Source organism: Egibacteraceae bacterium, assembly GCA_035540635.1.
Lineage (GTDB): Bacteria > Actinomycetota > Nitriliruptoria > Euzebyales > Egibacteraceae > DATLGH01.
Genome location: DATLGH010000108.1, coordinates 47,243 through 71,852, shown reverse-complemented (window position 1 = coordinate 71,852; position 24,610 = coordinate 47,243). Strand labels below are relative to the sequence as shown.

The window sequence follows — 24,610 nt, the reverse complement described above, 5'->3', positions numbered from 1 at the left end:
GCCATGGCGACGCGACGCGGCCGCGGACGACGGCTCGGGATTGTCCTCGGCGGGGGAGGGGTGCGGGGACTCGCGCACGCCGGCGTCCTCGGCGCCCTGGAGCACGCGGGGGTGCGCCCGTCGGTGATCGTCGGCGTGTCGATGGGCGCCGTCGTCGGCGCCACCTACGCCGCCCGGGAGGACTGGGCGCCGGCGCTCGAGGCCGTTGACCGCACGCACCTGCCGGCCTTCACCGACCCGAGGGAGAACGAGGGCCTCGAGCTCGTGCGGGCGGCGCTGCGCAGCGCCCGGCGCCTCGCCCCCACCTTCTGGACGTGGGGGCGACAGGGCTACGAGGAGTACGGACGCTCCACGCTCGCGCACCTGCTCGGCCCGGTCACGACGTTCGCCGACACGCGGATCGTGCTCGGGATGGTGGCGACGGACCTCCACGCCGGCGAGCGCGTGGTCCTGACCGAGGGCGCGCTCGTCCCGGCGACGCTCGCGAGCGCGGCGATCCCCGGGATCGCCAGACCCGTCACACTCGACGGGAAGCTGCTCGTCGACGGGGGGTTCGCCGACCCGGCACCCGTCGACGTCGCCCGGGAGCTCGGCGCCGACGTCGTCCTCGGCGTCTACACCGGGCAGCACCTCGAGCCGACCGCCACGGACAACTGGCTCCTCACGCTGCTGCGGGGCCTCGAGATCGGGCAGCGCAAGTTCGCCGAGGAGCGTCTCGCCCGCGCCGATCTTGTGCTGCGACCGGAGTTCACGCGGCGCGTGAACGCGCTGAACTTCTCCGTCATCGACGACGTCGTCAGCCGGGGCGTCGCGTGCGGGCGCGCCAACGCAGCGGCCGTGCGCGCGCTCGTCGAAGGTCGTTGAGCCGCTTCCCCGACCCCCGCACGGCGCCGGCCGACGAGCCGCTCGCGTGGGGTGGCGACCTCGAGCCGGTGACCCTGCTCGAGGCCTACGCCCGCGGCATCTTCCCGTGGCCGGCGGGGGACGGCACGCTGTTCTGGTGGTCGCCGGACCCTCGTGCGGTCATCCCCCTGGACGGTTTGCACGTGTCCCGCAGCCTGCGGCGCACCCTGCGCCAGGGTCGTTTCCGCACGAGCGTCGACGCGGCGTTTTCCGCTGTCGTCGCCGCGTGCGCCGAGCGCCCCGGCCAGGGGACGTGGATCACCCCGGCGATGGTGGCGGCGTACACCCGGCTGCACGAGCTCGGCCACGCCCACAGCGTCGAGGCGTGGGACGCCTCGGGGGCGCTCGTCGGCGGCGTGTACGGCGTCACGCTGGGGGCGGCGTTCATGGGGGAGTCGATGTTCCACCGGGCCACCGACGCGTCGAAGGTCGCCCTTGTCCGCCTCGTCGAGCACCTCCGCGAGCGGGGCTTCGGGCTTTTCGACGCGCAGCTGCCCACCCCCCACCTCGCCCGGATGGGCGCCGTCGCGCTCGAACGGTCCACGTTCCTCGACCGCCTCGCCGTCGCCGTGCGCCGCCCGGCGACGTTCACGCCCGCAGGGAGGCCAGGCGCATGAGCGATGACGCCGCCTCCGGCCACGGCGACGGGTACAACAGAGGCATGCGCGAGCGGCCGCGACTCGACCCGGCATCGCGTCAGCCACGGCTGAGGGCGATGCCAGGGGATGCATGTACCGCTTCGTGACGACCTGGCGCCTCGAGGCGTCCCCCGAGCGCGTCTGGGCGGCGCTGAGCGACGCGGCGAGTTATCCGGAATGGTGGCCGGGGTTCGAGCGCGTCGACGTGCTCGAGGCAGGCGCTCCCGACGGCGTGGGCCGGCGTGCGCACGTCGTGATGCGCGGGCCGCTGCCGTACCGGCTGGAGTTCGAGACCGTCGGGCGTGAAGCGCGGGAACCCGACCGGGCGGTGATCGGCGCGAGTGGGCAGCTCGTGGGGGAGGGACGCTGGCGGCTCAGCCACGCCGGCGGGGTGACGACGACCACCTACATCTGGGAGGTCGACGCGGCGAAGCGGTGGATGCGGCTGCTCGAGCCGTTCGGGCGGCCGGCGTTCACCTGGAACCACCATGTCGCCATGCACTGGGGCGCCGAGGGACTGGCCCGCCATCTCGACACCCGTCTGCTCGGCGTGCGAAGCGAACCGCCCGTGCGTGCCCGGGACTGGCTCCCGCTGAGCGGACTCGTTGTCGGCCTCGCCGGGGCACTGACGGCGACCGTTCGACGGCGGCAGGTAGCTTGCCGGAGCACAGGCGGCAGTGGGCGACGGTCGCGCACGCGCTCGGGGAGCTGTGGGGCGGCTCGTTGCCGGCGGTCGGGAGGGCGTGACCGGTGAAGCCTGTGGAGTCGCAGATCGCAGACTGGCGCGGGTTCGTCGCGCGGGGCTCGGTCCTCGACGGTGGCGATGTCCAGGAGCTCGAGGCGCATCTGCGTGACGAGATCGCCGCGCTGGAGTCGTCCGGCCTCGCGGCGGACGAGGCGTTCCTCGTGGCCGTCAAGCGCATCGGCAGCAGCGACGCGGTGTCCCATGAGTTCGCGCGCGAGCACAGCGGCAGGCTGTGGAAGCAGCTCGGGCTGGCGGGGGATGCGGAGCAGGCGCGACCGTCGAGCGGCACGTCGGCGGCGCTGGGCTTGGCGGTGGGGGCGGCGGTCACCGTCCTGGTCGCCCGCCTGGCCGCGGCGTTTCCTGGCGAGGAGTCCTGGTGAGAAAGGGCAACGCGAGCCTGCTCGCGCTGCCCTTTCTCGCGGGGTTCTTCGCTCGTCGACGGGGGTTGACGCCGCGCCAGTTCCTGCGGGCGGCGGTCCCGTTCGTGCTGCCGCCGTCAACCTGTACCCGTACCGTGACGGAGCATCGACGGAGCTGCTCGTCGCTGCGCACCTGCCGGTCGTGCTCTGGTTCGTGGTCGCCTACCCGTACACGGGCGGTGACCTGCGGTCGCACGAGCGGCGGATGGACTTTGTCCGCTTCACCGCGGCAGCCTCGGGTTCACCCCGAACCGGGCCGCGGCGCTGGGGCTCAACCTCGCCCTCCTCGTCAACCTCGCCGGCACCGCCTGGCTGTCCAGTCGATTCCTCACCGCACGCGTCGGCCTCAACCGGCTGGAGCGATGGCAGACGACCTACCTGCCGGTCTTCGCGGTGTGGGCGGCGGCGGTTGTGGTCATCCTGCCGCCGCTGTTCGCCTTCACCTGATTGCGCTTGCTCACTGCGGCGCCAGGGAGGAGTCCGCACCGGGGGGTCAAGGCATTGCCGACCCGGGGGCGCGGGGCAGGACCAGCGGCCTCATGAGCCGGGGACGGTGTGCCGTGCCGCCCAGGCGGCCACCTGCGCGCGTGAGGTGAATCCGAGCTTCATGAGGATGTTCTGCACGTGGGTCTCGGCGGTGCGTTCCGACACGTACAGCCGCTCGGCGATCTGTCGGTTCGACAGCCCTTCTGCGAGCAGTGCGGCAACCTCGCCTTCGCGGGGCGTGAGCCGGGCGTTCCTCGCATCCGCGTCAGCGGCTGGGCTCCGGACGGGGGCCTGCCGCCGCGGGCGCCCGCCGCCGAGGGACGCCAAGAGCCGCGCGGCGCGCCCGGCCAGCACCGTCATCCCGACGTCCTCGCTGGTCCGCAGGGCGGCGGTGAGGAGACCGGCGGCCCGCTCGGGCTCGCTCTCGGCGAGCAGCGCGGCGCACGAGAACTGGGCGTGGGCGAGCCAGCACCGCGCGCCCATGCGCTGCGCCCGCTCGATGGCGTCCTCGAAGTGCGCCGCGGCATCGTCGTGGCGTCCGAGAAGCGCCGCCAGGATGCCGAGTGGGCGGGACATCGGCCCGACGCTGGCCTCCGACGCAGCAAGGCCGACCAGCTCCGCGTACGGGCGGAGCTGGTCGTAGAGCACGGCGGCGCGGGCACGGTCGCCGAGCGTGGCGGCGGCCTCGGACAGCAGCGTGAGGGCGAACAGCCACTCGTTGTCCTTCGGGAAGACCGCAAAGTCGTCGGCGGCGAGCTGGTCGAACAGCGCCCGGGCCTCGCCGAGCCGCCCCGTCTCGCACAGCACCACGAGGATCATGCAGTGCAGCGACCGGTAGCCCGGATAGTCGGCCGGTGCCCGGCGGAGCTCCTCCTCGAGCTCCGCCAGACGGCCCTGCTCCCGTCGGAGGATGAAGAGCGCGAACAGGCGGGAGGCCCGCGCCTGCAAGGGAAGCGCGAGGCGCCCTGCGGCCGAAGTCTCCTCGACGAGGCGTTCGGCGTCCGTGAACCGTCCGTCCTGGAGCGCGAGCACCTGCGCGATCGCCGACGCGTACCAGAGGTGGGGCGGCTGCCGCAGCTCGTCGGCGAGCCGCACCATCGACTCCCACTGTTCACGGGCGCCCCACACCTGACCCTGGGTCATGTGCGTGATGAACCTGGTGAACCGGGCGTCCATCAGGCGCTCGCGGTCCTGCACCTGCTCGGCGAGGCGGTTCAGCTCGTCGGCGACCGCATGCTGCTCCGCGGCGCCATCCGGGCCGAGCAGCGTCGCGGCCCAATGCGCCAGCAGTGCGTAGATGAGCGTCTCGGGGTCGCCGATCCGGCGCGCCATCGCCACCGCCTGCTCGGCAAGCGCGGCACGCGGTGCCATCGACCGCTGATCGCGCAAGGCGCCTGCGAGTCGGCTGAGCAACAGGACGCGGAGCACACTGTCGTCCTCGCCGATAGCGTCGAGTGCCTGCCGCAGCAGCGGGATGATGTGACGGTCGCTGTAGGCCCGCAACCACGGCAGTCTCCCGGCGTAGGTCAGTGCGGCGCGCGCGAGCATCTCGGCGGCGTCGAGGCGCGTGGCGATCTCTGCCGCCTCGAGCAGCGTCTCCTGCGACGCTGCCGCTGCACCCGCGCGCGCCTCCGCGTCGCCCAGGAGCAGGAGCACCTCGCAACGCCGGGTTTCGTCGGGGGACTCGCGTAGCAGTGTGTGGGCCATCCGGAAGAGTCGTACGGCTTCCTCGTACGCGACGAGTCCGACCGCCCGCATGCCGGCGGCGACCGCGTAGTCGACCGCCTTGCCGACCTCTCCCGACGGCGCTGCCTCGAAGAAGTGGTACGCGAGCTCGGCGACGTGGGACTCGGGATCGCCGGCGTACAAAACCTCGAGCGCCTCACCGACTTCCCGGTGGATCCGGACGCGTTCGCCGGGGCCGAGCTCGTCGTACAGCGTGTCGCGCATCAGCGTGTGGGAGAAGCGAAAGGCACCGGGCTCCTCGGGGACAGAGTCGATCACCCGCGGCGTGACCGCGTCACGCAGGACATCGAGCAGCTGCTCGGCGGAACGGCCCGTGACGCGCTCGAGTGCCTCGACCGTGAAGTCTCGCCCGATGACGGCACCGACCGTCAGGATGAGGGTGGTGTCTTCGGGTAGGCGGCCCAGCCGCCGACCGATCACCTCCCGGACCCCTTGCGGGATGGGCCAGCGGCGCCCGTCGGGTTGATCCGACAGCTGCCCCTGAGCAGCGAGGAGCCGGACCACCTCGCCCACGAAAAGGGGATTGCCCTCGGTCTCCTGGTGGATCGCCGACACGAGGTCCCCCGCCGGACTCTGGCTTGTGATCGTCTCGATGAAGCGGGCGACGTCGGGCTGGCTCAGCCCGGTCAGCGAGAGTCGGACCGTACCGGTCGCGCGGCCGAGCTCCGGCAGAGCGGCGGCGAGTGGATGCTCCCGGGTGAGCTCGAGGTCGCGAAACGTCCCGAGCACGAGGAGCCGGCTGGCGCTCAGGCCCGCCGCCACGAACTGCAGGAGCAGCAGTGAGGACGGATCGGCGGCGTGGAGGTCCTCGAAGACGAGGATGAGCGGCTCTGTCTCGGCTGATCGCTGCAGCAACCCGCTGAGCGTGTCGAACAAGCGGAAGCGAGCGATCTCGGGCGAAGCAGGCTCGAGATCAGGTAGGTCCGTCAGCCGTTCCCTCAGCTCAGGAAGCAGCTGGGCGAGGACGGACCCGCCGCCAGCGACGATCCTCGCGAGCGCCTCCGATTCCATGCCGTGCACGAGGGTGCGCAGGGATTGAATCCACGGCCAGTATGCCGGGGCCCCGCCCGCCTCCCAGCACCGCCCCCACAGCACCCGGGCGGCGGCCGCCTCGGCCCTCACGGCGAACTCAGCCGCGAGGCGAGTCTTGCCGATCCCCGGGTCCCCGCCGAGCAGGTACAACCCGCCGTGCCCGGAGCTTGCCGACTGGAGCCCGCTCAGCAAGGTCGCCATCTCGGCTTCCCGGCCCACGAAAAGCCGCTGCTCGGCCGCGCCCGTCATCACACCGCCGCTTTCCCCCGACATCGACAGGCCGCGCGTGCCGGGGCCGTCGCCGCCATGCCCGTCCCCAGTCTAGCCCACCGCCTACCTTCCATCGAAGGCGCCGACCGCCCCTCGTCGGCGGGGCGGTCGGCGCCCACGCGGTCACCGAGCGGCGTGCCCACCGCCGGTCGTCTCTCGTTCCCGCAGGAGGCGGGCGATCCCTGAGTCGTGCTGCGCCTCCAGCCGCGCCTGCCGCTCCTGCAGGAAGCGGGCGATCCCCGAGTCGTGCTGCGTCGCGAACCGCGCCTGGCGCTCACGGACGAGGCGGGCGATCCCCGAGTCGTGCGTCGCATGGTCGGTGAGCTCGTTCGGCCCGGCAACAGGCGCTGGTGACGTGGGGGCAACAGGCGCTGGCGCCGTCGCCGCCCACATCCCGCCAAGAGCGATCGCAAGGACCACGCCCACCCCCACGAGCCACTGCCACCGCGGGCGTCGCTGGCCCGAGGGTGCCCCCGGCGCGGTTGTCTCCACCACGGCCGGTGGCTCCACCAACGCGGTGTTCAGTGCGTTCTCGTTGCTCGTCATGACGTTCCGCCTCCTCCAGTGGTTGTCGTCGAGGCCCCGGTTCGGCCTCTGAGGGCACGGTAGGTGGAAGGTCACCTGCCCCACATCCGTGGAGGTACGGGCTCCGGTACGGAAATGCGGGAGCTCGGGCCACCTACGTACTCACGCAGGGGCGGTGGGGGAGTGGCCCTCCACCTCAGCGAAGGAGACCATGCACCGATCCCGCCCGTCGCCACGGCCTGCAGGCACTCGCCGACGCGGTCGAGGACGAGGAGGTCTCCCACGGCAGCTGCCGACATCAGCGCGTGGGCAGCATTCCCGGACTGCACCTGTCCCTGCCGTCGACACCGTCGAGGACCGCGTCCGCGCCGGCGTGTCCGGCTCGGGAAAGAGCTCGCTGGTGTTCGACACGATCGCCGCGGAGTCTCAGCGGCTGATCAACGAGACCTACAGCGCCTTCGTGCAGGGCTTCATGCCGACGCTGGCGCGGCCCGACGTCGACCTGCTGGAGGGCCTGACGACAGCGATCATCGTCGACCAGGAGCGTATGGGCGCCAACCCCCGTTCCACCGTCGGCACCGCCACGGACGCCAACGCGATGCTGCGCATTCTCTTCAGCCGGCTGGGCAAGCCGAACATCGCCGCATCTTCCGCGGCTGCGGGTTCTTCGACCCGGACAAGCCGATCCGCAAGTACAGCAAGAAGGAACTGCACGACCTTCTCCACAAGGAGCCGACCACGATCAAGGTCGAGGGGATCAACCTGACGTACGCGGGGCTGATCCCGACGATCCAGAAGTCGTACCTGTCCAAGGACGTCGAGGCGATGCAGCCGCACATCCGCGCCTTCGTGGAGCGGGCGGTCACGTTCACGACCTGTCCCGACTGCGGCGGCACCCGGCTCAACGAGGCGGCCCGGTCGTCGAAAATCAGGGGGATCAACATCGCCGACGTCTGCGCGATGCAAATCAGCGATCTCGTCGAGTGGGTGCGCGGTCTCGACGAGCCGTCCTATGCAGCCGCTGCTCGCCGCGCTGGTGCACACCCTCGACTCCTTCGTGGGAATCGGCCTCGGCTACCTCAGCCTCGACCGGCCGGCGGGCAGGCTGTCAGGCGGCGAGGCAACAGCGCACGAAGATGATCCGCCACCTCGGATCGTCGCTGACCGTCACCTACGTCTTCGACGAGCCGACCGTGGGGCTGCACCCGCACGACGTCCAGCGGATGAACGACCTGCTGCTGCAGCTGCGGGACAAGGGCAACACCGTATTGGTCGTGGAGCACGTGCCGGAGACGATCGCGATCGCCGACCACGTCGTCGACCTCGGCCCCGGGGCCGGTCGGGTTGCTCGACCCGATCCGCAAGGCGTTCGCGAAGGCCAGCACAAGATCCTCCAGCGGCTCGCCGGCGTCGGGCTCGGCTACCTCAGCCTCGGCCAGCCCCTCACCACGTTGTCCGGCGGCGAGCGGCAGCGGCTCAAGCTCGCCACCCACATGGCGGCCAAGGGCGGCGTCTATGTCCTCGACGAGCCGACCACCGGCCTGCACCTCGCCGACGTCGAGCAGCTGCTCGGCCTGCTCGACCGGCTCGTCGACTCCGGCAAGTCGGTCATCGTCATCGAGCATCACCAGGCGGTCATGGCGCACGCCGACTGGATCGTCGACCCCCCACTGTGCCGGCAACGCCGATAAGATCCATTATGTAAACCAGAGTCCCCTTCAGACCCACTGCGCCCGGCCGACCTGGCACGCGGCCGGCTGCGCGTCAGGATCCCCGATCTGATCCGCGCGCTGCGGCGAGCCGGGCTAGGAGCTTCGCGACATCCGCTCGCCAGCGCCGACGTGGCGCCGCAGTTCTGCGCGCATTACGGAGCGGACAATGAGCCCGACGATGACGCCGATCACCAAGGCCTGCAAACCTGTGATGAGAAGCATGACCACGATCTCCTAGAAGGTTGGTGCCGTTGCGGCGATCACCGCGGCTTCATTGGACAAGGGATTTCCCCTTCCTTCGGTCGGGTGCCAAAGTGTGTGGGGCTCTACTGGGGGCTTGGTGAGCGAGCTCGGCGCGCTCGTCGGCGGAGAGTTCGATGTCGTATGGGCTCGTGCGCGGCATGGCCTCCCCTCCCTGGGGAGAGGCCATACGGTAGCCCACCTCGCAACTTACGTGAGTGTAATTATGGAAGCAAGCACTAAAACTAAGCCGCATACCAGGCACAGCCAGTCCTCGACCCCCAGGCCGGCGTGACTGCGGGGACGATGCCCTCCGGCCACTCATCGGGTTGATTTCACCCCCGGTCGCCTCACTGCCCGGACCGACCCCGGGTCACTCGTCCTGACCTCCGCGCGCACATCCGGAGCCATTCACGTCACAGGATTCCGACGCTCACGCAAGACTGGCAGGTAGCTGACCAGCACAAACGCGACGCCGTACCGTCAAGAATGCCTACGAACTGCGGAACGCCGGAATGGGAGCGGCCACCATCCCGTCGCGGGGTCCGATCGAAACAAACCCACCGGACCGTGCCCGTCCGCACTGGGCTGCGAGCGCCTCGCTACGCTGAGGACGTGGAGAGCCAGCAGAAGGCGATGCCCCCCGACGGCGCGTCGGAGCCCGTCCGCGCGCCCGGTGCCCCCGCACCTCGCCCCGCCGCGCGCCCGCCGCGCCCCGCCATCCCCGCCGACGCCGCCGCTGACGTGATCCGCCGCGCGGCCGAGCTCGAGCAGACCCGCGGGGTTGGCGAGTCCGAACTGCTGGACGAGCAGGTGCTGCTCGAAATCGGCCGGGAGGTCGGTCTTGAGCCGGCGCTGATGCGGGAGGCGCTGGACGAGTACCATGCGGGCTTGCTGGACGGCGCGGGGGCCGAGCAGCGCACCCTCGTCGGGCCTCGCCACCTCGTCATCGACCGCACGGTGCCGGGTTCGCTGGCGCAGGTCGAGCGGGCCGTGCACCGGCTGCTCGAGGACAAGCTGCTCGAGCGCTGCCGGCAGGACGGCAACCGCTCGGTGTGGCGTCCGCGTCCGGGGCTCGTGGCCTCCCTGCAGCGCGCAGGTCGGAAACTGAGCCGCCTCCGCCTGCTCGAGGACGTGACCCAAGTCGGCCTCGCGCTGGTCGAGCTCCCCTCGGAGGGGGGACGGCCGCCGAGCGTGCGGGTGCGCCTCGAGGTGGAGTGCCGCGCCCTGCGGCAGGGGCTGATGAGCGCAGCGGTCAGCGGCATCGTGCTGGGCGGCGGCGGCTCCATCGCCGCGGCTGGCGCCGCCATCGCCACCGGTGACCCGTTGCCGCTGCTGGGAGTGCCCGTGCTGGGGGCCGCAGCCGCAGGAGGTCTCCTCGGCGCCCGGAGCTCGTATGCGCGGAAGCTCGCCGAGGTCGACCTGGTGCTCCAGGGCGGTCTCGACAACCTGCACCACCCGCGTCGCTGAGACCGCCCGGCATTGGCCTGGCTCCGCCGCGCCTGACGAAGGCCCCGCCCAGGCGCGCCGCACGGGATCGCCGGCGAACTGCACAGAGGGCTCAGGGTCCTTGCGCCGACGGAAGCTGCCGCCTGCGGCCTTCGGAACCAAGAACCATAGTCCGGAAGGAACCCCCGCGTGTTCCTGTTCTTCTCCAACCGCCTCGGCTGCGCCGGGTCGATCCTCATCTCCGTGCTGGCCAGTGGTCGACCGCCGGGCGGCTGGTCAAGGTGCGACTCCCCCCGGCTACTCTCCCCCGAAGTTGCGGTGAGGGCCGGCAACGCACCGTACCGACCTCACGGGTGAACGGCGGTTCGCCCTCGTGCATCATACGCCCCCCTCCCGACCGGCCACGGGGCGACTCTACCGTTGCGTCGGGCCAGCGGACCCCCCGCGCGTTGCCAAGCTCGGGCACGGGTAGAAACGCTGCGTCGCGCGTGTGTTGCGGGCGGTGTGTGATGAGCGGAGGTCTCCATGGAGGTGCACGCGGTTCTGCCCGCGCACCCCGCGAGCGCCCGGCGTGGGCGCTTGCTCGCGGCGGATGCGGTGCGCCGCCGCCACCCGGAGGACCTGGCCGAGGAGGTCAGCCTCCTCGTTAGCGAGATCGTCACCAACTCGATCCTCCACGCCGGGTCGGACATCCAACTGCGCGTCGTCGTCCACGACCGCCTCGTGCGCGTCGAGGTGCACGACGGCAGCTCCGTGGTCCCGGTCGTGCACGAATCCGCACAGGACGACATGACGGGGCGTGGACTCGGCCTCGTCGAGCTGCTCGCATCCCGCTGGGGGGCAGACCGCCAGCCTGACGGCAAGGTCGTGTGGTTCGAGATCGGCGAGCCTGCCTCGCCGGCGTCGGGCGAGGAGCCGCCGTCTCATCAGGCCACCGAGAGCCAGGACCCCACCGGTGCGACCGTGTGGTTCCTGGGTGCACCGGTGCGTCTGTGCCGCGCGGTGCAGCGCCACAACGACGCGCTGCTGCGCGAGTTCGCCCTGGAGGCCTTCGCGCAGGGCGTTACCGCGGGAGTCTCCGAACACCTGGGGCTCATGGCGGCCCTGCATGTGCAGCTCGACCGGGAGCTGGCGGTCGACACCGCCGTGCACGACCTCGTGCTGACCCCGCCGACGACCTCGGCGGAGGCAATCGCGGCCCTCCTCGCGACGCTGGAGCGCGCCGACGAGCTCGCCCGCCAGGGACGGCTGCTGTCCCCGCCGGCGCTGCCGGAGATCGTCGAGTGTCGGTTGTGGCTGCTTCGCGAGGTCGTGACCCAGCTCGGCGGCGGACAGCCGACGGCGTGGGCCTCGTCTGCGACCGTGGACGAGGAGATGCCGGTCGGCGGGCACGAGGTCATAGGCGGCGCCATCCTCGATCAACTCGCCGAGGGCATCATCGTCGCGGACCCGGCGAACCGCATCGTCCACGCCAATCCCGCCGCGGAGCGGCTCTTCGGCTGGGACCCGGGGGCCCTTGCCGGCCGGCGTCTCACGACCATCATCCCCGACCGGCTGCGGGAGGCGCACATCGCCGGCTTCAGCCGGTACCTGCTGACCGGTGAGGAGCGTCTGATCGGGCAGCCGGTCCGCGTTCCCGGACGTTGCCGTGACGGCACCGAGCGGCCCGTCGAGCTGATGCTGAGCTCCGTGCGGCTCGACGATGGACGCCGACTGCTCGTGGGGGCTGTTCGACCCGCGGCGGAGCAGCCGCAGCCGGCCCCCGACGCTGCGGACATCGACGCGGTTGCCGAGGCGCTCGGCGTCCTGCGCGACCCGCCGGTGACGTCGGCGAGCGAAGCTGCGGAGCGGCTCCTCCCGGTGCTCGGTGCCTCGCTCGGCTACCGCTTCGGGGCCTTCTGGCGCCCCCTGGCGTCGGGAGAGGCATTGGAATGCGCGTCGGTCTGGCAGGACCGCCCGTCACGTGCGCCCACCTTCACGAGAATCACCTGCCGGCAGCGGTTCCGCCTCGGAGTGGGACTGCCGGGACGTGTGTGGGAGGCGCGCCGCCCGCTGTGGATCGCCGATGTCGTCGCGGATGCCAACTTCCCGCGGCTCGGCGCCGCGATCGAGGAAGGGTTGCGTGCAGGGTTCGCCTTTCCGGTCATCGCCGACCGCGCGGTGGTCGGCGTGGTCGAGTTCTTCACCGACGAACCGCAGAGCCCCCGCGCCGGGCTCCTCGCGGCCGTGGCGGTGCTCGGCCACGCGGCCGGAGGCTATGACGGGGGCGGGTGAGACGTCGTTGCACGCCGGCCGGCTACCTCGTCGCCTGAAGCCCCTCCCCTCCCCCAGGTCCCCCAGGCGACCCTGGCGAGGGAGACCGGCGGGAGCGGTGGCCGCCCGCGATCGGCCGCGCGTCGGCCGGGACGTATCGTCACGTTCGTCCAGCCCGCCTCGTTGAAGAGGTGTGCGCCTCCCCGGAGAGCCCAAGGCGACCGCATGGTGACCGAAACGGTGGTGGTCGCCGACGCGCGCGCGTGGGCGGCGTGGATACGCGGCGTGAGGGCCGACATCGCGGAGGGCATGCGCGACGGTCACATCAACCCGGCCCTCGGCGCTCCTGAGCACGTCCACCGTACGTTGCTCGACGTCCTGGCGACCATCGACGGGCTGCCCCACGACCGGGACGTCGCCGAGGCGGAGCTGCCCGACGCCGAGCGGCTGCACGCCCTCACAGGGCACCTCGCCGGCCGGCAGCGGTGGTTCGACCAGCTCGTCGAGTGGGGCCTGTCCCGCCATGCTCGCCCGCAGGCGGCCATCCGCTTCCAGAAGCAGCTGGGCTCGGTTCGCACCGGTGAGCAGCGCGCCTAGAGAGCGCCCGGCCGCCTGCGCCGCCGGGCCCCGTCGCGCGCGCCGTGCTGCGACGGTCACCTGCCCAGCGCGAGCTGCATGAAGTCTCGCCAGAGAGGAGCGGCCGTACCGCTCGAGCTCATGCCCATGAGTGGCTCGCGCCGGTCGGGGTGGCCGACCCACACGGCGGAGGACAGGACGGGCGTGGTGCCGGCGAACCACACGTCCTCGTTGTCCTGCGTCGTGCCGGTCTTGCCGGCGACCTGTAGGCCGGGGACGTTCGCGCGGGCGCCGGTGCCCCGGCTGACCGCCTCGGTGAGCACGTCGAGCACGGCGGCGTTGACCTGCGGTTCGAGCGCCTGGCGGGCGTGCGGGTCGGCCCGGTAGATCTCCTGCCCGTGACGGTCGACCACCTGGGCGATGACGTGCGGACGGGTGACGATGCCGTTGTTCGCGAAGACCGCGTATGCCGACGCCATCTCCAGCGGACTGACGCCGCGGTGCAGCCCACCCAGCGCGATCCCCGGGTTCACCTGGTCACCGTAGGCCTCGCGCGAGATGCCGAGCCGGTCGGTCAGGTCGAGCACCGCTTCAGGGCCGACGCGCAGGACGAGGTCGGCGAAGGCGGTGTTGACGCTGCGCACGAGGGCCTCTCGCGCGCTGACGGTGCCGAAGCTCGCGTCTGCGAAGTTGCGGACCCCCCGGCTGGCCCAGTCACCCGTGGTCGCCGGCACGCCGAAGCGGCTGCCGCTCGTTCCCTCCAACGAGGTGCCAAGCGGGTAGCCGCGTTCGAGCGCCGCAGCGAGGACGAACGTCTTGAACGCGCTGCCCGGCTGGCGACGGCCCTGCGTCGCCGGGTTGAACCTCGCCTCCTGGAAGTGGCGCCCGTAGGCGGCCGCGCGCACCGCTCCGCTGACCGGGTCGACCGCGGCGATGGCGGCCGTCGGGCCCTGCGCCTCGGGGAACCGCTCGCGGATCAGGGCGGTGGCCTGCCGCTGCAGGTCGACGTCGATGGTGGTGGTGATGCGCAGTCCCCCTGTGAGCAGCGCACGGGCGCGTTCCTCGCGGTCGGCACCGAAGGCGGGGTTGTCGAGGAACTCGCGCCGGACCGCCTTGACGAGGTAGGGGTCACGGTGACGCCCGTCGCGGGCCGGGAAGATCTCCACCGGCGCGCCCCTCGCCCCTGCGGCGGCCTCATCCTCGAGGTAGCCCACCGCGACCATGTCGGCGAGGACCTGGTTGCGCCGCTCCTCGGCGGCGGCGGGTTGGCGCCGAGGGTTCAGGCTCGCGGGCGCCCGAATGAGCCCGGCGAGCAACGCGGCCTGGTCGACGCGGAGCTCGTGCACGGGGACGTTGAAGTACTCCTCGGCGGCTGCGGCCACGCCGTAGGCACCAGAGCCGAAGTACACCTCGTTGAGATAGCGCTCGAGGAGCTCCTCCTTGTCGTAGCGCTGCTCGAGCGCTCTGGCCGCCCGCAGCTCGGCGATCTTGCGTCGGAGGCTGACGTCGGAGCCCACGAGCGTCTTCGCGAGCTGCTGGGTCAGCGTCGACCCCCCCTCGACCACCGCGAACGCCATGAGGTTCCTCATGGCGGCACGTCCGATGGCGCGGACGTCGTAGCCCCCGTGGTCGAAGAAGCGGCGATCTTCGGCGGCCACCACCGCCTGCCAGACATGGTCGGGCACCGTCTCGAGCGGCACGACCCGTCGGTTGAAGACCCCGTGCAGGTCGGCGAGCGGCCGCCCGTCGCGCGCCACTATGGTCGACCGCTCCTCGAGGGGCGCGAACGCGAGCTCCCCGTCCCCGGCGGCCGTTGACTCGTCGCGGTCCGCCTCCGCCTCCGCCTCCGCGATACGGTCCTGCTCTGCGTACCGATCGCTTGCCGTGGGGATGCGCGAGAACATCACGGTCACGAGCACCAGGATCAGCACGACGGGAATGGCCAGGCCCACCACCATCCAGGCCAACGCGGCGGAACCGTCCGAACGGTGAAGCATCAAACCTCCGACTCGCTTGCTCGTGCTCATTCCACTCGTGCGGGTTCTGCGTCCGTCGGGCGGACGACCGTGTCCACGTGCACCGCCTCCCTGGCGAGCAGCCCGGCAGCTGCGCTACTCGACGCGCGACTGGCACCCAGACCGCCCCGATCACGAGGCCGACGAGCGTTCCAACCGGCTCCTCGGGATGCTGCTCGGCCTGCTGCTCCGTGTTCCCCTCCGCGGTCGGGATGGAGCGCGTGTGCCAAGCGCCGGAACGAGCGCTCGACGTCGGCGGACGTTGCGGTGACGGGCAGCTGCAGAAGCGAGCGAGCCGTCTCGGGGCTCATCTTCACCTCGTGACGGAGCAGAGCCATCCATACGTGGGACCTACCCGACCGGACAGGTTGACACACGGGCTGACGTGACGCAGAAAGAGCCGAGCAGTGGTGCACGCGCTCCCCCGACGGGTACGCAGCGTCCATGGTGTTCCAAGACTGGCCCGCCCTCGCCCGCACCCTTGTCGTCGCGCCCCTCGCCTATCTCATCCTGCTCCTCGTGGTCCGCGTGTCGGGCAAGCGCGCCCTCGCGAAGCTCAACGCCTTCGACCTCGTGGTGACCGTCGCGTTGGGGTCGGTGCTTGCCAGCGTCGCGGTGTCGCCGAACGTCTCGTTGGCGAGCGGTGCCGCCGCGTTCGGGCTGCTTGCTGGACTCCAGTACGCCATCGCGTTCCTGTCGGTGCGCATGGGGGCCTTCCAGCGGCTCGTGAAGGCGCGCCCCACCCTCCTCGTCCGTGAGGGCCGGCTGCTCGACGCGGCCCTGGGTCACCAGCGGGTCACCCGCGCAGAGGTCCTGCAGGTGCTGCGCCAGAAGGGCGTCGCTTCCATCGACGACGTCGCAGCCGTCGTCCTCGAGACCGACGGCACGCTGAGCGTCATCACGCAAACGCCCGCCGACGGGCGCCGGTCGACCCTCACGGACGTCAGTGGTTGGGGCTGAGGGACACGGAGGTGGAGCCCGAACGCCCGCGCACCGGCGGCCACACCCTCGCCATGGCCACCACCACCGCGATGCCGAGCACGCCGCCGAAGAAGACGTCGCTCGGGTAATGCGACCGGCTGCGCACCAGCGACCAGTGCACGACCATGGTCGCCGCGGTCAGGGGCAGGGCGAGAAGGGGGGCCTCCTGCGCGGCGGCGAGGACGAAAGCGAGGTCGCTGCCTGCGTGCCCGGAGGGGAACGACGACGTCACCGGGCCGAGGTGGAACAGCCCGGCCCCCCGTGGTCGGCTTCTTCCCGTGACGCCCTTGAGCGGGAGATGCAGCAGCGTCGCCGCTGCGTAGCCCACTGCTCCCCTGAGCGCCGCACGCCGCCCCCCCGGCCCGGTCATCGCGAGGATGCCCGCGAAGCTCGCCCACACCGGAGGGTGCTGGATGACGTCGCCCGCCCTGCCGGGCAGAGTGGACCCCTTCCGCGAGCCCTTGCCGAGCAGGCGCGTGACGAGAGCGTCCTCGCCCGACTGCATCCGACTTGTCCGCAGCTGCACGAGGGGGCTGGTCACTTTGGGCCTCTCACCGCTTCCCGAAGCGTGCTGGACGGGTCCTCAGGTGCGCTTCTCGGGACATGCCCCCGCGGTGACGGGGGCGCTGCGCTCCGCCTACACGGGGCTGAGCGGCTGTTCGATGGCGCGTTGCAGCTGCCCGAGGGCCTGCTGCTCGATCTTGCGGACGGTCTCACGGGAGACGCCCAGCTCCTGAGCGACCTCCTGCAGCGTCGACGGCTCCTGCCCCTCCAGCCCGTACCGGCGGCAGAGCACGTACCAGTTGCGCTGCGGCAGCTCACGCTTCGCCGTGTCGAGGACCCCCGCGATGAACAGGCGGTCGATGACCTCTTCGGCGGGCGTGTCGCACGTGCGGGCCACGAGGGCGCCGAGCTCGGCGGCGTCGTCCTCCTCGGAGATCGGCTTGTCGAGGGACAGCACGGCGAAGTCCGCCGCGAGCACCTGGCGGATCTGGCCCTCGGTGAGGTGCGTGGCGTCGGACAGCTCGTCGAGGCACGGCGGGCGGCCCAGCTCGGCCCGCAGCCGGGACTGCGCGGCCCGCACCTTCATGAGGTTGGCGTGCACCGCGGTGGGCAGGCGGATGGTGCGTTCCTTGTCGGCGGTGCCCCGCTGCAGGGCCTGGCGGATCCACCACGTCGCGTAGGTCGAGAACTTGAACCCGCGCCGCCAGTCGAACTTCTCCACGGCGCGGATGAGCCCGAGGTTGCCCTCCTGGATGAGCTCGTCGAGCCCGAGGTGGGAGCGGCGGCCGAACTTGCTCGCCTCCGCGACGACCAGCCGCAGGTTGGCGGACACGAAGCGGTCGAAGGCCCGGCGTCCGCGCTCGGCCTCCCTCTCGAGTCCCGCCCGGGTGGCGTCATCGATGTCACGGTCCGTGGCGAGCCGCTCGTCGGCTTCGCGGCCCGCTTCGATCTGCTGCGCAAGGAGCGTCTCCTCCTCCCGCGAGAGAAGGGGCTGGTCGCCCAGGTCGGCGAAGTAGAGGTCCAGGAGATCCTCGGGCATGTCCATGCCCATTTGTGTCGCCATCCGCGCACCCATCCAAACCCGTTGGATTGCAAGGACCTCCGACGGGGCACTCCCGCGTGGTCACGGTGATCTGCGACAGCGGTAAGAGGAGGAGCACGACGTTGCGTTTCGACACCGCTGCCGTGTCCGCTGCGGCGGACGACCTGCGGGGACGGCTACGCGCGCATCGCCGAGCGTTGCACCGCTGCCCCGAGCTCGCCTTCGAGGAGCACCGCACGGCCGCCTACGTGGAGTCGGTGCTGACAGACCTCGGCGTGCCGCACAGGAGGATCGCCTCCACCGGGGTCGTCGGAGTGATCCGTGGCGCGGAGGGCGGGTGCGTGGGCGTGCGCGCCGACATGGATGCCCTGCCGATCCCCGAGGCCGCGGGGCGCGAGGGCTACCGGTCGGAGGTCGACGGCGTGTCCCACGCGTGCGGCCACGACGCCCACGTCGCGGTCCTGCTCGGACTGGCCGAGCTGCTCGTGTCGGTCGAGGCCCTGCCGGGCACCGTCGCCCTGTACTTCCAGCCCGCGGAGGAAGGCAGTGGCGGCGCGGCCCCGATGGTCGCCGCCGGCGCACTCGACGACCCCGAGCCCCAGGCGATCGTCGCCCTGCACGTGTCGAGCCACCATCCCGCCGGGGTCGTGGGGCTGCGCAGCGGCGCGGTGAGCGGCTCGACGGACAACGTGGCGATCACCGTGCGGGGGGTCGGTGGGCACGCGGCTCATCCGGACACCGCGGTGGATCCCGTGCCGATCGCCGCCCAGATCGTCATGGCCGTGGCCCACGTCGTCACCCGGGAAGTCGACCCCGTCAAGCCGGCCGTCGTGACGTTCGGCACGATCCACGGCGGCACGAAACCCAACGTCATCGCTCCGTCGGTCGTGCTCGGGGCGACGATGCGCGCGTCGCACCCAGAGATCCGTGACCTGCTGCTGCGGCGCGTCGATGAGGTCGCGCGCGCCGTGTGCGCGACCCATCGCGCCACGGCGACGGTCAGCGTCGAGCGCGGCTACCCGGCCGGCTTCAACGATCCGGCGCTCACCACCATCGTCGAGCGTGCCGCACGTGCGGTGCTCGGCGACGAGCGCGTCGTCCTCGACCCCGACCCGTCCCTCGGGGCGGAGGACTTCTTCGCCTTCAGGGAGCGCGGGGCGCCGGTGTGCATGTTCCGCCTCGGGGTGCGCAACGACGCAAAAGGCTTCGTCGCGCCCCACCACAGCCCCGACTTCGATCTGGACGAGGACGCCCTGCCGGCGGGCGTCGCGGTGTTCGCCGAGACCATCCGGCGGCTGCTGGACCACTGATGGCTGCCCTGACCATCGGCGTCGAAGAGGAGTTCCACGTCGTCGACGCGGTAACCCGCGGCCCCGCGACCGAGGGGCTCGACGACGCCGACGTCGAGCCTGAGCTCCACCGTGACATGGTGGAGACGACCACGGCGGTGTGCACGACCCTCGAAGAGGTCCGTGCCGAGCTCGAGCGCTTGCGGGCGTCGGCGGCTCGTGCCGCCGCCGCCGCGGGCAGCCGGATCGCCGCTGCCGGCACCCTCCCGCTGTCCGACTGGCGAACCGCGAAGATCACCGCCACGCCGCGCTACGAGGCGATCGGGCAGCTCCATCAGCAGGTCGCCCGCGAGCAGTCGACGTGCGGCCTGCACGTCCACGTCGGCATCCCCGACCGGGATCTCGCCGTCGCCGTCGGCAACCACGCCCGGTTGTGGCTTCCCGCGCTGCTCGCGCTCTCGGCGAGCTCACCGTACTGGTCGCGCATCGACACGGGGTACGCGAGCTACCGCTCCATCCTTTGGAGGCACTGGCCGACGACCGACGTGCCTGAGTGTTTCTCGTCGGCGGCCGAGTACGACGCGGTGACCGAGGCGCTCGTGGTGACCGGCGCCATCCTCGACGCCGGCCAGATCTACTACGACGTGCGCCCGTCGGCCCACCAGGCGACGCTCGAGTTCCGCGTCGCCGACGCCTGCACGACCGTCGACGAGGCGGTCCTCCAGGCCGCCCTCACCCGTGCGCTCGCGCGCACCTGCCAGGAGCAGGTCGTGCGTGGGGATCCTCCCCCGCCTGTGCGCACGGAGGTCATCCGGGGGGCGAAGTGGCGCGCCGCCCGCTACGGCCTCGAAGACGACCTCGCCGACGTCGTGGCGGTCCGGGCCGTGCCGGCGGCTGGCCTCATCGCGTCCTTCGTCGACTACGTGCGCCCCGCCCTGGAGGAGGCAGGCGACGACGCGGAGGTGGCGGAGCTCGTCGGAGCGGCGTTCGCGCGGGGAACCGGCGCGCGGCGCCAGCGCCGCACATTCGCGCGACGCCAACGGCTGACCGACGTCGTCGACTTCATCTGCGCCGAGACGGCTTCCATCGCCCCGTGAACGCTCGCGGCTGGCACCGCACCGCGCACGTCTGGCCGGTCCGGGCACAACAGGCCGAGGCCGGCGCCCGGGGTCACGGGACGGTGGCGATCCAGGGGTCGGCGATGTTGTGCCAGACGATCTCGTCGAGCATGGCGATCCACTGCTCGAACCCCGCCTGAAGATCCGGCGGCGGGGGCTTGGCCTCGCCTGCGCGGGCTTCGGCTTCGGACGTGAAGTAGTCCACCGCGCAGACCCGATCGGCGGAGACCCATGCCCGGTAGCCCCCGACGAAGTCCGGCCGGTGTGCGGTGAACGCGTCGGCCAGACCCTCCTCGATCTCCTCCCACCGTCGGCGGTCGGCCACCCGGGCCTCCATGATCTGGAGGAAGCCGGCCTCGGCCGGTTCGGGGTCGCCGACGGCGTGCACGTCGGCGGTCTCCCGGACGGTCGGGGCCCCGTCGAGGCCGGCGCCCGCCGCCTCGAGCCACGCGGCGTGTTGCGCGCTGTCGGCGTGTGCGCGGGCGGCCTGCGCGGAGTCGTAGCGCGACAGCAGGAACAAGGTCCCCTCGCGGGTGACCCCACCGGTGGAGCCCAGCCATCCGGAGATCGTCGCGGCGGCGTCGGCCCATTCCTTCCACAGCCGGCGCACCGCCTGCTCGTCGGTGCATCGGGCCTGCACGATGCGCAGGAACATGCTGCTCCTCCTATGGGGTCGGGCAGCCGCGGCCCGGCTCGACGAGCGTGTCGACGCCGGCGCGGCCCTGCTCGACGATCTCGATGATCCGTCGATCGTAGGTGCCGGCGAGTTCGCGCAGGGCCGTGGCGCAGTCGCCGCCGAACGATGGCGCCGGCTCGGCGACGTCGATGCTGCGGCGCGCGGGCGCACCGGCGGTCTGGCATCCTGCGCGGCATGACCACCTGGGGCCGGGGGCGGTGGTGAGCCTCCTCGGTGTCGTCCTCGTCGGCCTTGTCATGCTCACCGGACTGGCCGGCACGGTCGTCCCCGTGTGGCCCGGTCTCGCGTTGGTGTGGGCGGCCGGGCTCGTGTACGGGTTGATCGCGGGGTTCGGCACCGTGGGTAGGGTCGCGTTCGCCGCCATGAGCGTGCTCGCCCTGGTCGGCACGGTCGCGAAGCTCGTGCTGCCCCACCGGGGCGGCACACGCCGTGGTGCGCCCACCACGAGCCTGCTGGCGGGCCTGGTCGGTGCGGTCGTCGGCTTCGTCGTCATACCCGTCCTCGGCCTGCCCGTCGGGGCGGTCGGTGGTGTGTGGCTGGCCGAGACCGCCCGCCTCCGCGACCCGCGCGCCGCCTGGCAGGTCACCGTGGGCGTCGTCATCGGGTTCGGCCTCGGCGCGCTCGTCGAGCTCGGCGTCGGCGTCATGATGATCGGGTGCTGGATCGCCTGGGTCCTCCTCGGCCGCTGAGCCGAAGCGACCCGAACCGTCAAGGCGTCCCGCTCGTTACTCAATCGGAGACCGCTGCGTGTCGAAGAGTCGGGTGATGACCGTCTACACCTCCGCGAGATCGCTCCCGCTGCGTGTCGCGCACGCCACGCGCACGGTCGTCATCGGCCGGGACGGCGACGGGCTGCTGCGGGTGTACATCGCCACCGCGGTGGGCTGGCGCCTGCGGCGGGAGCCGGGCCGAGACGACGGAGAGCTCGTCGTCGACCCCATGCTCATCGCCGTCCTCGACGCGGCGGCCGAGGGCACCGACCGCACCGACTGAGGCGTGGTTCGCCGCGGCGTTCGTCCCCCCGACCGCGCGGCCGCGACGGAGACGCCGGTGTGAGCACCGCCATCCACGTCGCCGGGCGCCCCACCGGCCGTGGCCGGGGCGGCTCCGGGCCGGCGTGGCGCGAGCGCGTCAGCACGGCAGCCGCGGGTGCTCCGCCGGCGGACGGCATCGCCCTGGCGTTCACCCTCCCGCCGGCACGGTGGGTCGACCTCGACACCCTCGCCGAGGAGACGCTCGCCGGCCTGCGCGACGCCGGCGTCTGCCGCAAGGGGTTCGCGGGCCTCGACGCCGTCCTTGCCACCCGCCGGGACGGGACCTTCCCCGGCGTGGTGATCGAGCCGCTCGGCGTCGCGACGCTGCGGCGGCGCCGAGCGCCGGGGCCCGTCCTGCTCGACGCCACCGGGTACCGTTTGCCGCAGCCGGGGCGGCGCGAGGACAAGCGCGCGTGGCGGGAGCGCCTCGACGGCGCCTGGGCCGGACGGCCCCCCATGGCCGACCCCGTGTGGGTCGACCTCGAGCTGCGCCTCGACGGCTCGCTGCTCGGGCCGCTGGAGCCGTCCCTCGACGCGCTCGAGCCCGTGCTCGGCCGCGACCCGCGCGGCCGCGACTGGCAGGAGTTCTTCCCGAACGACCACCTTGTGCGCTGGCTCCGGGTCCGCCGCTCCCCCACCCTGACAGCGGCGCTGCGCCTGCGCCTTGGCACCTTCGCCCCCCGGGCGGGCTCGGGTCAGGCGATCGACTCGGGCGGGGCGGCTTCGCCGGCCGCGAGGCCGCGCGCCCAGGACCAGGCGTAGCCCTCGTCCTCGCAGGAGCGCGCCGCCGGGCCGAGGTGGAGGGGGCGGAACGTGTCGATCATGACGGCGGTCTCGTCCGTGGCCTCCTTGCCGATCGAGGCCTCCACGCTGCCCGGCTGCGGTCCGTGGGTGAGCCCGGCCGGGTGCAGGGTGGCGGACCCGAGCTCGATGCCCGCGCCCACCCGGCTCATGAAGTTGCCCCCGACGTAGAACAGGACCTCGTCGGAGTCGACGTTCGCGTGGTTGTACGGCGCGGGGACGGCCTGCGGGTGGTAGTCGAACATGCGCGGCACGAAGCTGCACACGACGAACCGGGGCCCCGCGAAGGTCTGGTGCACCGGCGGGGGCTGGTGGATCCGGCCGGTGATCGGCTCGAAGTCGGCGATGTTGAACGCATAGGGGTACAGGCATCCGTCCCAGCCGACGACGTCGAAGGGGTGCGCGGCGTACGTGAACCGGGTCAGGCCGACACGGTGGCGCACGACGACGTCGGTCTCTCCGTCCTCGACGATCAGCGGCTCCCCGGGGGCGCGCAGGTCGCGCTCGTGGTAGGGCGCGTGCTCGAGGAACTGCCCGCGCTTGGAGAGGTAGCGGTCGGGCGTCGTGACGTGGCCGGTGGCCTCGACGACGAGCAGGCGCGCCGGGGCGCCGCCGGCGGCGTTGGGCACCCAGCGGTGCGTGACCGATGCGGGGACGATGACGTAGTCGCCGGCCCCGGCGGGCAGGGACCCGTAGACGCTCTCGAGGGTGAGCGTGCCCGACTCGACGTAGACGAGCTCGTCCCCGACGGCGTTGCGGTACAGCGGGCTCGCGGTGTCGACCGCGGCGTAGGAGATCCGCACGTCGTCGTTCGCGAGCAGCAGCTGGCGCCCGCCCACGGCGTCGCCGCCCGTCTTCAACGCGTGGGTGCGCAGGTGGCGGGGCTTCAGAGGATGGTTCGGCGTGAGCCGGTCCGGCTCGGCGGACAGCGCCTCCGCCGCCACGATGGCCGTGGGGATCCGCTGATGGTAGAGCAGCGCCGCGTCGGAGGAGAAGCCCTCCGCCCCGACGAGCTCCTCGGCGTACAGCCCCCCGTCGGGCCGCCGAAACTGCGTGTGGCGCTTGCGGGGAACCTCACCCACGCGACGGTAGTACGGCATCTCGCAGCCTCCCTCGACGACCCAAGGGTAGACGAGCGCCGACCCGCGGGCGCCCGCCCCGACCCGGGCCGGAGCCCCACTAGCCGGCTATCGGCGTGCGCAGCACCCCGATGCCGGCGACCTCGAGCTCGACGACGTCACCGGGGGCCAACCAGGGGTAGCGCTCCGCGCCGTGCGCGGCGGCGAGCTCGAGGATGCACCCGGTCCCGACCGTGCCCGACCCGATCACGTCGCCGGCGCGGACGACCGCGTCGCGGGAGGCGTGCACGATCATGTCGGCGAACGTGTGGTGCAGGTCGGCGAGCTCCCCGCGTGACCACTCCACCCCGTTCACACGGGCGATCATCGCCGCGCGTGGGCGCAGGCGGCTGCCGTCGAGCTCGTCGGGGGTGACGAGCACCGGCCCGAGCACGCTCGCGAAGTCCTTGCCCTTCGCGGGGCCGAGCCCGACCCGCATCTCGCGGGCCTGGACGTCACGGGCGGACAGGTCGTTGAAGATCGTGTAGCCGGCGATGGCCGCGAGGGCGCCCGCCTCGTCGAGGTCGCGCCCGTCCCGGCCGATCACCGCGGCGACCTCGAGCTCGTAGTCGAGCTTCGTGGTCTGCGGCCGCAGCACCTCCTCGTCGGGGCCGTGCACCGCGTGGGGATTGGAGAAGTAGAAGACCGGCAGGTCGTACCACTCGGCGGGGACGGCCTCGCCGCGGGCGGCGCGTGCCGTGGCGACGTGCTGCTCGAAGGCGGAGAAGTCGCGGACCGAAGGGGGCTGGCGCACTGGCGCGAGGAGGCGGACGCCGCCAGGGTCGACGGGTGGACCCGCAAGGCCCGGTCGGGCGCCGGCGCTCGCCAGCGCAACCACCGCGGCGTCGCCCTGCCGGGCTCCCTCGACCCGCTCCACGGGCTGCAGGCGCGCTTCCTCGAGCGTGCCAACCCACTCCGTTCCCGTCCCGTCGCGCCAGCGCGCCACCCGCATGCTCGCTCCCTTCAAACCCGTCGATCGCCCCCCGAGCCTGCCACCGCTAGGCTCCGGCCATGGCT

At 72.3% G+C, this 24,610-nt stretch carries 24 protein-coding genes; 16 read left to right on the top strand and 8 right to left on the bottom strand.

Going from position 1 to position 24,610, the window contains the following annotated elements:
* The first annotated feature begins 3 nt into the window (after window positions 1–3).
* The 4 genes from VM324_16585 to VM324_16570 all read left to right on the top strand — a co-directional run bounded on the left by VM324_16585 (window position 4) and on the right by VM324_16570 (window position 2,666).
* Window positions 4–864 (top strand): patatin-like phospholipase family protein, encoded by an 861-nt coding sequence (locus VM324_16585; GenBank protein ID HVM00909.1) that lies wholly within the window; start codon window positions 4–6, stop codon window positions 862–864.
* Window positions 861–1,520, top strand: coding sequence for a leucyl/phenylalanyl-tRNA--protein transferase (gene aat / locus VM324_16580; protein ID HVM00908.1), 660 nt, complete (start codon window positions 861–863; stop codon window positions 1,518–1,520). The genes VM324_16585 and aat overlap by 4 nt, the downstream gene beginning before the upstream one ends.
* Before the next feature lie 112 nt (window positions 1,521–1,632).
* Window positions 1,633–2,295: an SRPBCC family protein gene (locus VM324_16575; protein ID HVM00907.1), complete on the top strand. Its 663-nt coding sequence runs from the start codon at window positions 1,633–1,635 to the stop codon at window positions 2,293–2,295.
* Complete coding sequence (locus tag VM324_16570) at window positions 2,292–2,666, top strand: permease prefix domain 1-containing protein (protein HVM00906.1); 375 nt, start codon at window positions 2,292–2,294, stop codon at window positions 2,664–2,666. Before VM324_16575 ends, VM324_16570 begins: the two co-directional genes overlap by 4 nt.
* Before the next feature lie 576 nt (window positions 2,667–3,242).
* On the opposite strand, the gene VM324_16565 is transcribed toward VM324_16570, so the two are convergent.
* On the bottom strand, window positions 3,243–6,218 hold the full coding sequence (locus tag VM324_16565) for an AAA family ATPase (GenBank protein HVM00905.1): 2,976 nt from the start codon (window positions 6,216–6,218) through the stop codon (window positions 3,243–3,245).
* 144 nt (window positions 6,219–6,362) lie between these two features.
* A complete protein-coding gene (locus VM324_16560; protein HVM00904.1) occupies window positions 6,363–6,785 on the bottom strand; it encodes a hypothetical protein in 423 nt (140 codons plus the stop codon).
* A gap of 379 nt (window positions 6,786–7,164) precedes the next feature.
* Between VM324_16560 and VM324_16555 the strand changes: the two genes are divergently transcribed.
* From VM324_16555 to VM324_16535, 5 genes are all read left to right on the top strand, one after another.
* Window positions 7,165–7,530 (top strand): hypothetical protein, encoded by a 366-nt coding sequence (locus VM324_16555; GenBank protein ID HVM00903.1) that lies wholly within the window; start codon window positions 7,165–7,167, stop codon window positions 7,528–7,530.
* Between the two features lie 370 nt (window positions 7,531–7,900).
* A complete protein-coding gene (locus tag VM324_16550) occupies window positions 7,901–8,455 on the top strand; it encodes an ATP-binding cassette domain-containing protein (GenBank protein ID HVM00902.1) in 555 nt (184 codons plus the stop codon).
* A gap of 876 nt (window positions 8,456–9,331) precedes the next feature.
* Window positions 9,332–10,186, top strand: coding sequence for a hypothetical protein (locus VM324_16545; protein ID HVM00901.1), 855 nt, complete (start codon window positions 9,332–9,334; stop codon window positions 10,184–10,186).
* Between the two features lie 504 nt (window positions 10,187–10,690).
* Window positions 10,691–12,439 carry a PAS domain S-box protein gene (locus VM324_16540; GenBank protein HVM00900.1) on the top strand — a complete coding sequence of 583 codons (1,749 nt, stop codon included), beginning with the start codon at window positions 10,691–10,693 and terminating at the stop codon, window positions 12,437–12,439.
* Window positions 12,440–12,643: 204 nt separating this feature from the next.
* Window positions 12,644–13,015: a hypothetical protein gene (locus tag VM324_16535; protein ID HVM00899.1), complete on the top strand. Its 372-nt coding sequence runs from the start codon at window positions 12,644–12,646 to the stop codon at window positions 13,013–13,015.
* Between the two features lie 56 nt (window positions 13,016–13,071).
* On the opposite strand, the gene VM324_16530 is transcribed toward VM324_16535, so the two are convergent.
* Window positions 13,072–14,991, bottom strand: coding sequence for a transglycosylase domain-containing protein (locus VM324_16530; GenBank protein HVM00898.1), 1,920 nt, complete (start codon window positions 14,989–14,991; stop codon window positions 13,072–13,074).
* Window positions 14,992–15,453: 462 nt separating this feature from the next.
* Here VM324_16530 and VM324_16525 point away from each other — a divergent pair, with 462 nt between their 5' ends.
* Window positions 15,454–15,969 (top strand): YetF domain-containing protein, encoded by a 516-nt coding sequence (locus VM324_16525; protein ID HVM00897.1) that lies wholly within the window; start codon window positions 15,454–15,456, stop codon window positions 15,967–15,969.
* Here VM324_16525 and VM324_16520 read toward each other — a convergent pair.
* Both VM324_16520 and VM324_16515 read right to left on the bottom strand, forming a co-directional pair.
* Window positions 15,953–16,531, bottom strand: coding sequence for a phosphatase PAP2 family protein (locus VM324_16520; GenBank protein ID HVM00896.1), 579 nt, complete (start codon window positions 16,529–16,531; stop codon window positions 15,953–15,955). The genes VM324_16525 and VM324_16520 overlap by 17 nt on opposite strands.
* A 96-nt stretch (window positions 16,532–16,627) precedes the next feature.
* Window positions 16,628–17,533: a sigma-70 family RNA polymerase sigma factor gene (locus VM324_16515; protein ID HVM00895.1), complete on the bottom strand. Its 906-nt coding sequence runs from the start codon at window positions 17,531–17,533 to the stop codon at window positions 16,628–16,630.
* 125 nt (window positions 17,534–17,658) lie between these two features.
* Here VM324_16515 and VM324_16510 point away from each other — a divergent pair, with 125 nt between their 5' ends.
* Window positions 17,659–18,846: an amidohydrolase gene (locus tag VM324_16510; GenBank protein HVM00894.1), complete on the top strand. Its 1,188-nt coding sequence runs from the start codon at window positions 17,659–17,661 to the stop codon at window positions 18,844–18,846.
* Window positions 18,846–19,922 carry a glutamate--cysteine ligase gene (locus tag VM324_16505; GenBank protein HVM00893.1) on the top strand — a complete coding sequence of 359 codons (1,077 nt, stop codon included), beginning with the start codon at window positions 18,846–18,848 and terminating at the stop codon, window positions 19,920–19,922. The genes VM324_16510 and VM324_16505 overlap by 1 nt, the downstream gene beginning before the upstream one ends.
* Window positions 19,923–19,995: 73 nt before the next feature.
* On the opposite strand, the gene VM324_16500 is transcribed toward VM324_16505, so the two are convergent.
* Entirely contained in the window at window positions 19,996–20,598 is a 603-nt protein-coding gene (locus VM324_16500; protein ID HVM00892.1) for a hypothetical protein, read from the bottom strand.
* Here VM324_16500 and VM324_16495 point away from each other — a divergent pair.
* The 4 genes from VM324_16495 (at window position 20,597) to VM324_16480 (ending at window position 22,436) form a co-directional block, all read left to right on the top strand.
* Window positions 20,597–20,818 (top strand): hypothetical protein, encoded by a 222-nt coding sequence (locus VM324_16495; GenBank protein ID HVM00891.1) that lies wholly within the window; start codon window positions 20,597–20,599, stop codon window positions 20,816–20,818. The genes VM324_16500 and VM324_16495 overlap by 2 nt on opposite strands.
* A gap of 22 nt (window positions 20,819–20,840) precedes the next feature.
* Window positions 20,841–21,329, top strand: a complete 489-nt coding sequence (locus tag VM324_16490; protein HVM00890.1) for a DUF456 domain-containing protein — start codon at window positions 20,841–20,843, stop codon at window positions 21,327–21,329.
* 76 nt (window positions 21,330–21,405) lie between these two features.
* Window positions 21,406–21,633, top strand: coding sequence for a hypothetical protein (locus VM324_16485; GenBank protein ID HVM00889.1), 228 nt, complete (start codon window positions 21,406–21,408; stop codon window positions 21,631–21,633).
* 59 nt (window positions 21,634–21,692) lie between these two features.
* A complete protein-coding gene (locus tag VM324_16480; protein ID HVM00888.1) occupies window positions 21,693–22,436 on the top strand; it encodes a hypothetical protein in 744 nt (247 codons plus the stop codon).
* Here VM324_16480 and VM324_16475 read toward each other — a convergent pair.
* Window positions 22,370–23,575: a cupin domain-containing protein gene (locus VM324_16475; GenBank protein ID HVM00887.1), complete on the bottom strand. Its 1,206-nt coding sequence runs from the start codon at window positions 23,573–23,575 to the stop codon at window positions 22,370–22,372. The genes VM324_16480 and VM324_16475 overlap by 67 nt on opposite strands.
* 79 nt (window positions 23,576–23,654) lie before the next feature.
* Window positions 23,655–24,545, bottom strand: coding sequence for a fumarylacetoacetate hydrolase family protein (locus VM324_16470; protein ID HVM00886.1), 891 nt, complete (start codon window positions 24,543–24,545; stop codon window positions 23,655–23,657).
* Between the last annotated feature and the right edge of the window lie 65 nt (window positions 24,546–24,610).

Coding starts and splice junctions, on each gene's coding strand:
- VM324_16485 (HVM00889.1), top strand. CDS start 21,406: ATGACCGTCTACACCTCCGCGAGATCGCTCCCGCTGCGTGTCGCGCAC.
- VM324_16560 (HVM00904.1), bottom strand. CDS start 6,785: ATGACGAGCAACGAGAACGCACTGAACACCGCGTTGGTGGAGCCACCG.
- VM324_16535 (HVM00899.1), top strand. CDS start 12,644: ATGGTGACCGAAACGGTGGTGGTCGCCGACGCGCGCGCGTGGGCGGCG.
- VM324_16495 (HVM00891.1), top strand. CDS start 20,597: ATGCTGCTCCTCCTATGGGGTCGGGCAGCCGCGGCCCGGCTCGACGAG.
- VM324_16530 (HVM00898.1), bottom strand. CDS start 14,991: ATGCTTCACCGTTCGGACGGTTCCGCCGCGTTGGCCTGGATGGTGGTG.
- VM324_16515 (HVM00895.1), bottom strand. CDS start 17,533: ATGCCCGAGGATCTCCTGGACCTCTACTTCGCCGACCTGGGCGACCAG.
- VM324_16550 (HVM00902.1), top strand. CDS start 7,901: ATGATCCGCCACCTCGGATCGTCGCTGACCGTCACCTACGTCTTCGAC.
- VM324_16565 (HVM00905.1), bottom strand. CDS start 6,218: ATGACGGGCGCGGCCGAGCAGCGGCTTTTCGTGGGCCGGGAAGCCGAG.
- VM324_16475 (HVM00887.1), bottom strand. CDS start 23,575: ATGCCGTACTACCGTCGCGTGGGTGAGGTTCCCCGCAAGCGCCACACG.
- VM324_16525 (HVM00897.1), top strand. CDS start 15,454: ATGGTGTTCCAAGACTGGCCCGCCCTCGCCCGCACCCTTGTCGTCGCG.
- VM324_16585 (HVM00909.1), top strand. CDS start 4: ATGGCGACGCGACGCGGCCGCGGACGACGGCTCGGGATTGTCCTCGGC.
- VM324_16540 (HVM00900.1), top strand. CDS start 10,691: ATGGAGGTGCACGCGGTTCTGCCCGCGCACCCCGCGAGCGCCCGGCGT.
- VM324_16505 (HVM00893.1), top strand. CDS start 18,846: ATGGCTGCCCTGACCATCGGCGTCGAAGAGGAGTTCCACGTCGTCGAC.
- VM324_16470 (HVM00886.1), bottom strand. CDS start 24,545: ATGCGGGTGGCGCGCTGGCGCGACGGGACGGGAACGGAGTGGGTTGGC.
- VM324_16500 (HVM00892.1), bottom strand. CDS start 20,598: ATGTTCCTGCGCATCGTGCAGGCCCGATGCACCGACGAGCAGGCGGTG.
- VM324_16575 (HVM00907.1), top strand. CDS start 1,633: ATGTACCGCTTCGTGACGACCTGGCGCCTCGAGGCGTCCCCCGAGCGC.